General features: G+C 71.9%; 5 protein-coding genes. All 5 read right to left on the reverse strand.

The features are described 5' to 3' along the window. Positions 1-84: 84 nt before the first annotated feature. Positions 85-1,503, reverse strand: coding sequence for an NAD-dependent malic enzyme (locus tag ACFV5H_RS31960; protein WP_385056791.1), 1,419 nt, complete (start codon positions 1,501-1,503; stop codon positions 85-87). Between the two features lie 378 nt (positions 1,504-1,881). After that, a complete protein-coding gene (locus ACFV5H_RS31965; protein WP_385056794.1) occupies positions 1,882-4,179 on the reverse strand; it encodes a HelD family protein in 2,298 nt (765 codons plus the stop codon). A gap of 60 nt (positions 4,180-4,239) precedes the next feature. Beyond that, positions 4,240-5,001 carry an anti-sigma factor family protein gene (locus ACFV5H_RS31970; RefSeq protein ID WP_385198384.1) on the reverse strand — a complete coding sequence of 254 codons (762 nt, stop codon included), beginning with the start codon at positions 4,999-5,001 and terminating at the stop codon, positions 4,240-4,242. A 65-nt stretch (positions 5,002-5,066) separates the two neighbouring features. Next, complete coding sequence (locus tag ACFV5H_RS31975; protein ID WP_004930798.1) at positions 5,067-5,651, reverse strand: sigma-70 family RNA polymerase sigma factor; 585 nt, start codon at positions 5,649-5,651, stop codon at positions 5,067-5,069. Between the two features lie 280 nt (positions 5,652-5,931). After that, on the reverse strand, positions 5,932-6,528 hold the full coding sequence (locus tag ACFV5H_RS31980; RefSeq protein WP_385056801.1) for a CGNR zinc finger domain-containing protein: 597 nt from the start codon (positions 6,526-6,528) through the stop codon (positions 5,932-5,934). Positions 6,529-7,019 lie beyond the last annotated feature (491 nt).

Here is a 7,019-nt window from a genome sequence, read left to right on the forward strand (position 1 = left end):
GGCGACCAGGATCTCCGGGTGCCCCGACGCGCCGGTTCAAACCGGTCGTGGTGATCCTCACAGCCCCCTCGGCGGCCGGTTTCCCTAGGAGGCCGACGCCCCCGCCGCCTTCGCCGCGTCGCGCACCGCGCCGGCGACGGCGCCCGCGACCTTGTCGTTGAAGACGCTGGGGATGATGTAGTTCGGGTTGAGCTCGTCCTCGGTCACCACGTCGGCGAGGGCCTTGGCGGCGGCCAGCATCATCTCGGTGTTGACGGTGCGGGACTGGGCGTCGAGCAGGCCGCGGAAGACGCCCGGGAAGACCAGCACGTTGTTGATCTGGTTGGGGAAGTCGGAGCGGCCGGTGGCCACAACGGCCGCCGTCTGGCGGGCGATTGCCGGGTCCACCTCGGGGTCGGGGTTCGCGAGCGCGAACACGATCGCGCCCTCGGCCATCGCGGACACGTCCGTGCCGTCGAGGACGTTCGGGGCGGAGACGCCGATGAAGACGTCCGCGCCGCGCACGGCCTCCTTCAGGGTGCCGGTGAGGTTCTCGGGGTTGGTGTTGTCGGCGATCCAGCGCAGCGCGGAGCCGGGGGCGGCGTCGACCAGGTCCTCGCGGCCGGCGTGCACGACGCCGTGGATGTCGGCCACCACGGCGTTCTTCACCCCGGCGGCGATCAGCAGCTTCAGGATGGCCGTGCCTGCGGCGCCGGCGCCGGACATCACGACGCGGATGTTCTCGATGGCCTTGCCGGTGACCCGCAGGGCGTTGGTCAGGGCGGCGAGGACGACGATCGCGGTGCCGTGCTGGTCGTCGTGGAAGACGGGGATGTCCAGGGCCTCGCGCAGCCGCGCCTCGATCTCGAAGCAGCGGGGGGCGGAGATGTCCTCCAGGTTGATGCCGGCGAAGCCCGGGGCGATGGCCTTGACGATCTCGACGATCGCGTCGGTGTCCTGGGTGTCCAGGCAGATCGGCCAGGCGTCGATGCCGGCGAACCGCTTGAACAGGGCCGCCTTGCCCTCCATCACCGGCAGCGCGGCCTTCGGGCCGATGTTGCCCAGACCGAGGACGGCCGAGCCGTCCGTCACGACCGCAACGGAGTTGCGCTTGATGGTGAGGCGGCGGGCGTCCTCGGGGTTCTCGGCGATCGCCATGCACACGCGGGCCACACCGGGCGTGTAGACCATGGACAGGTCGTCACGGTTGCGGATGGGGTGCTTCGACGCCATCTCGATCTTGCCGCCGAGGTGCATCAGGAACGTACGGTCGGAGACCTTGCCCAGGGTGACGCCCTCGATGCCGCGCAGCTGCTCGACGATCTCGTCGGCGTGCGCGGTGGAGGAGGCCGCGATGGTGACGTCGATACGGAGCTTCTCGTGACCGGACGCGGTGACGTCGAGGCCGGTCACCGAGCCTCCGGAGGACTCCACAGCGGTGGTGAGCTGCGATACGGCGGTTCCGCTCGCGGGCACCTCCAGCCGGATCGTCATCGAGTAGGAGACGCTGGGCGCCGTTGCCATGGCCGACTTCCTCTGCTTTTACCGTGTCGCTAAACGTGCCGTCCGATCGTCGCACCTACCCCTGAGTACGCGGTAGCCGCCCCGGATTGCGGACGTTTTGTTCACCGGCGTATGCCGTCTGGCGGAAAGTTTTTTCCACCATACGAGAAGCGTCCGGACAAGAAAAGAGGTCCACGTCACAAGTCGTGACGTGGACCTCTCGAACGCTTGAGTGACACCGACCCGCCATGCTCGCCTCGCGGCAAGTGGTCGCTCGAAGCGACTAAGGTTGGGCCCGGGGGCTTGGATCGGGCCGGTGCCACACCAAGGCTAACAAACGGATCCGGTAAGGCCATTCCCGTGGCGCAACCCGTTTTTCCGAGCGCCCCCGAGCACCTCTCAGTCCCTCAGCAGATCCGGCACCCCGGCCGCGTCCGGCTCGTCGCGGTCCGCCGAGACCACCGTGAGCTGCTGCGTGGCCCTTGTCAGGGCGACGTACAGGACCCGCAGGCCGGCCGGGGACTCGTCGGCGATCTCCGCAGGGGAGACGACGATCGTCGCGTCGTACTCCAGGCCCTTGGCCTCCAGGCTGCCGAGCGCCACCACACGGTCGCCGAGCCCGTCGAGCCAGCGCCGGGCCTCCTCGCGGCGCTGCATGGCGACGACCACGCCGACGGTGCCGTCCACGCGCTCCAGCAGCCGGGCCGCCTCCGCGCGCACGGTCTCGCCCAGCGGGCCCCCGGCGACGGAGAAGCGCGGCTCGACACCGGTGGAGCGCACCGCCCTCGGCGACTGCGACCCCGGCATGGCGAGGGCGAGCACCTTCGACGCCAGTTCGGCGATCTCGGCGGGGTTGCGGTAGTTCACGGTGAGCTCGAAGCGGCGGCGCGGGCGGGTGCCGAGGGCCTCGTCGCGGGCCTGGGCGGCCTCGTCGGGGTCGGACCAGGAGGACTGGGCCGGGTCGCCGACGACCGTCCAGGTGGCGTGCCGGCCGCGGCGGCCGACCATGCGCCACTGCATCGGGGTGAGGTCCTGCGCCTCGTCGACGATGACGTGCGCGTACTCGACGCGCTCCTGGGCGAGCCGCTCGGCCCGCTCCCGCTGCGTCTCCTCGCGCACCGGCATCAGCTCCTCCAGGCCGGTGAGCTGGTCCAGCGGGTCGAGCTCGCGCTTCCTGCGGGGGCGGGCCGGGGCGCCGAGGATCGCCTGGAGCTCGTCGAGCATCGCGATGTCGTGCACGGAGCGCCCGTCCCGCTTCAGCGCGCGGGCGACCCTGCGGACCTCGCCCGGGTTGAGGGTCCGCCGGGCCCAGCGGCCGAGTCGCCGCTCGTCCGCCATGGCGTCCAGTACGGCCGCCGGGGTCAGCTCGGGCCACCAGGCGTCGAGGAAGGCGATGAAGTCGTCCTCGGTGGTGACGTCCTCGTCGAAGGAGGAGCGCAGCTCCGCGGCGAGCTGCGGGTCGGTGTGCCGGTTCCCGGCGCCGGAGCGCTCCCACAGGGCGTCCAGGAGCAGCTTGCGGGCGCGGGGGCGCAGCAGGTTGACCGGGGCGGTGCCGCCGAGGGCGGTGCGGCGGACGCCCGCCAGTTCCTCCGCCTCCAGCTCCAGGCGGCGGCCGAAGGCGACGACCCGCAGCCGCTGCGGTGAATCGTTCAGCTCCAGCGCTCCGCGCGCGGCCTTCCGCAGCACCTTCAGCATGCGGTACGAGCCCTTGGCGCGGGCCACCGACGGGGAGTCGTACAGCGTCGCCTCGGCGCCGTCGACCAGCGAGCCGATGGCGCGGATGGCGACCTGGCCCTCCTCGCCGAGCGAGGGCAGCACGCCCTCGGTGTAGGCGACGAGCAGCGGGGTGGGCGAGACGATGAGGATGCCGCCCGCGTACCGGCGCCGGTCCTGGTAGAGGAGGTAGGCCGCGCGGTGCAGGGCGACGGCGGTCTTGCCGGTGCCGGGGCCGCCCTCCACGTAGGTCACGGAGGCGGCGGGGGCGCGGATCACCAGGTCCTGCTCGGCCTGGATGGACGCCACGATGTCCCGCATGGTGTGCGTACGGGCCTGGCCCAGCGCGGCCATCAGGGCGCCGTCGCCGATCACGGGCAGCTCGCGGCCGTCCAGGGACGCCGTCAGCTCGGGGCGCATCAGGTCGTCCTCGACGCCCTGGACCCGGCGGCCCTTGGAACGGATGACGCGGCGCCGCACGACCCGGCCGGGGTCGACCGGGGTGGACCGGTAGAAGGGGGCGGCGGCGGGTGCCCGCCAGTCGATGACCAGCGGGGCGTAGTCCTCGTCCAGGACGCCGATGCGGCCGATGTGCAGGGTCTCGGCGATGTCGGCGGTGTTGTCGGGCCGTACGGCGCCCTCGGCGGGCTCGACGGCGGTGTACGCGCCGTCGGGGCCCTTCTTGCCGTCCTTGCCGAGCAGCAGGTCGATACGGCCGAAGAGGAAGTCCTCGTACTCGTTGTTCAGCCGGTTGAGGTGGATGCCGGCCCGGAAGACCTGGGCGTCCCGCTCGGCGAGGGCGCCGGGCGTGCCGACCTGGCCGCGCCGGGCGGCGTCGCGCATGAGGAACTCGGCCTCGTGGATCTTCTCCTCGAGGCGCAGGTACACCCGGTCGAGGTGTTCCTGTTCGACTCGGATCTCCCGGTCGCGAACGGAGTCGTGAACCGGATCGACCGCGGTTTCCTGTTGAGCCTGAGCGGCCACCGGGCCCCCTTCTGACGTGCTGGGCAGCCGTCAACCGTACGCGAAGGGGACCCCGGTCGGCTACGCGTCGACCTCGACGAGCAGCTTTCCGTCGAAGGTCATGACCTGGAAGTGGTCGATCTCGTTCGGTGCGAAGGCGGCGCCGCCCTGGACGTACAGGGGCTGTTTGGCCTTGTCCGTCTTGGCGTCGGGCAGGCCGTATCCCTCGCCGGGCACGGACCAGGAGTTCACCGTCTCGCGCTCGCCGTTCTTGCCGACGGCGATCAGCGAGCACTTCTGCTCGCCCTTGACGTTCTTCAGCTCCGTGACGATCTCGGTGCCCCAGAGCTTCTTCTCCAGGGCCACCGTCGCGGTCACCTGGGTGCCGGGATCGGTCGCCATGATCTTGTCGGAGCTCTTGTCGAAGGCCTCCTTCGCGGGGTTGGCGGCGAGCGTCTGGTTGGTACCGCTCCCACCCCCGCCCTCGTCGCCCCCGCCGCTCGCCGCGACGGCCACGAACGGCCCGCTGATGATCAGCGCACCGGCGGCGGCCACCATGTAGAAGTTGCGGCGGCGCTTCCTCGCGCGGCGCTCGGCCACCTCGTCGACCAGCTTCTCCACCACGCGCGGGGAGGGCTTGGCGGACAGCGACTCGCCCAGCGCGGGCGTCCCGGTGCCGGGCAGGTCCGCGAGCGCGGCCAGCATCGGTTCCATGCCCGCGAGTTCGTCGAGCTGCTGGGCGCACCACTCGCAGGTCGCGAGGTGCGCCTCGAAAGCGGTTGCTTCGGCGTCGTCGAGGATGCCGAGTGCGTAGGCGCCGACGGTCTCGTGTTCGTTCGGCACCGGTGATCCCTGCATGGGACCAGACATACCCGTACCGCCCTCTCCGTATCCCCCGTAGACCCTCGTCACGCCGTCACCCCCCGCTCCTCCAGAGCCAGCTTCATCGACCGCAGGGCGTAGAAGACCCGGGAGCGGACGGTGCCGCTGGGTATGCCCAGTGTCTGCGCCGCCTCATTGACGGTACGCCCCTTGAAGTACGTCTCGACGAGTACCTCCCGGTGAGCCGGGGTCAGGTCGTCGAGCGCGTCCGACAGCGTCATCAGCCACAGCGCCTTGTCGATCTCGTCCTCCGCGGGGATGACCTCCAGCGGCGACGGATCGACCTCCTGCGGCCGGGCCTGCCGGCTGCGGTGGCCGTCGATGACGATGCGCCGGGCGACCGTCACCAGCCAGGGGCGTACCGAACCGGTCGCCCGATTGAGCTGACCGGCGTTCTTCCAGGCACGGATGAGCGTTTCCTGAACGACGTCCTCGGCGCGCTGCCGGTCTCCGGCGACCAGCCGCAGGACGTAGGCCAGCAGAGGTCCGGCGTGCTCGCGGTACAGCGCGCGCATCAGCTCCTCGTCGGGTTCCGAGGGCTGTGAGGACATGCGATGTCGGGCCCTCGCTCCACGTTCATTGGCCACGGCCGCATCCTTGCGCACGCCCACCTCCGGTGTCCGGGGGATCCCCCCGTCGGTCGCTCGACAACCGGTACGGACGTCAGGGGGCGCGTGTTCAAAGCGGGATGACAGTTTTCCGCGAGGTCAGGTGACGACCGGGACATGAACCCACAATCCCCCCGCCACTTCTTTACATTTCCGACACAACGACAGGGGTGTGATGCCGATCACAACGCGGGGGCGGTGAACGGCGGTGTGGCCGACGTCACTTCGGCTTCCTTTCGCGGGCCGCGCTTCGACGTCCTTTCACGGACCGCACGGGAGTCGCTCAGGCCCGCGCGAGTGCCGCGCGCCGGCGGTGGCGGGCCACCCGCTCCCGGTTGCCGCAGATCTCGCTGGAGCACCAGCGCCGCCTGCGCCCCCGGGAGGTGTCGAGGTACACGATCGGGCAGTTGTCGCCCTCGCACTGCCGCAGGCTCCCGAGCGCGGCGGGGTCGGTGAGCAGGTCCACCGCGTCCCGCGCGACGGCCGCGAGCAGCGCCGCGCGGCCGGGCGGGCCGTCGAGGCGGCGCACCAGCACGCCGTCCTCACCGGGCACCGCGCGGGGCACCGGCGGCGCGGCACGGGCCAGTTCGTTGACCCGGGCGAGCGCGAGGTCGTACGAGGGGACACCGGGCGCCGGCCGGCCACGTACCAACGGGGCGAGCCGCCCGCGCAGTTCGCGGAAGGCCACCGGCCAGGAGGTGTCGGCGTGGGCGAGCGCGGTGTCCGCGGGCACGAGTCCGGAGCCGGTGATCCAGGCGCGCAGCACCTCCACGGAGCCGAGCCGTTCCACGGGATGGGTGGTCGCGAGCAGATCCAGGCAGACCCGCCCGGTGTCGAACCGCAGCTCGTAGGAGGCCGCCGTGACCGTACCCAGTGCCATGTTCCTGCCACCGCCTAGGTTGGCCCCGCGCGAGGGGGCCGGTGAGCGATCCGGGAAGCTGTTCCCCTCCCACAGTGCCTGCCCGCCCCGGCCGCCGGAACCCCCGGGGCCCGTCGTCGGACTCCCGTCGTCCGCCCCGAAGGGCCGGACCGCGTGGCGTCGGGTGCGCGCTCCGGGGCGCCCCCTGCTCACGGAGCTCGGGAAGCGTGCGCGGCGTCACGGGGCCGGCGGGAGACGGCGGAGGCCGGCGGGAGCCGACGGCAAGGCCCGGTGCCGGCCGTCCGCACAGCCCGGCTGCACGCGGCGTCGCAAGGTGACGGGAGCCGGCAAGGCACCGGACAGGACCCGGTGCCGGCCGTCCGCACAGCCCGGCTGCACGCGGCGTCGCAAGGTGGCGGGAGCCGGCAAGGCACCGGACAGGACCCGGTGCCGGCCGTCCGCACAGCCCGGCTGCACGCGGCGTCGCAAGGTGGCGGGAGCCGGCAAGGCAC

The organism is Streptomyces sp. NPDC059787, assembly GCF_042732315.1.
Lineage (GTDB): Bacteria > Actinomycetota > Actinomycetes > Streptomycetales > Streptomycetaceae > Streptomyces > Streptomyces atrovirens.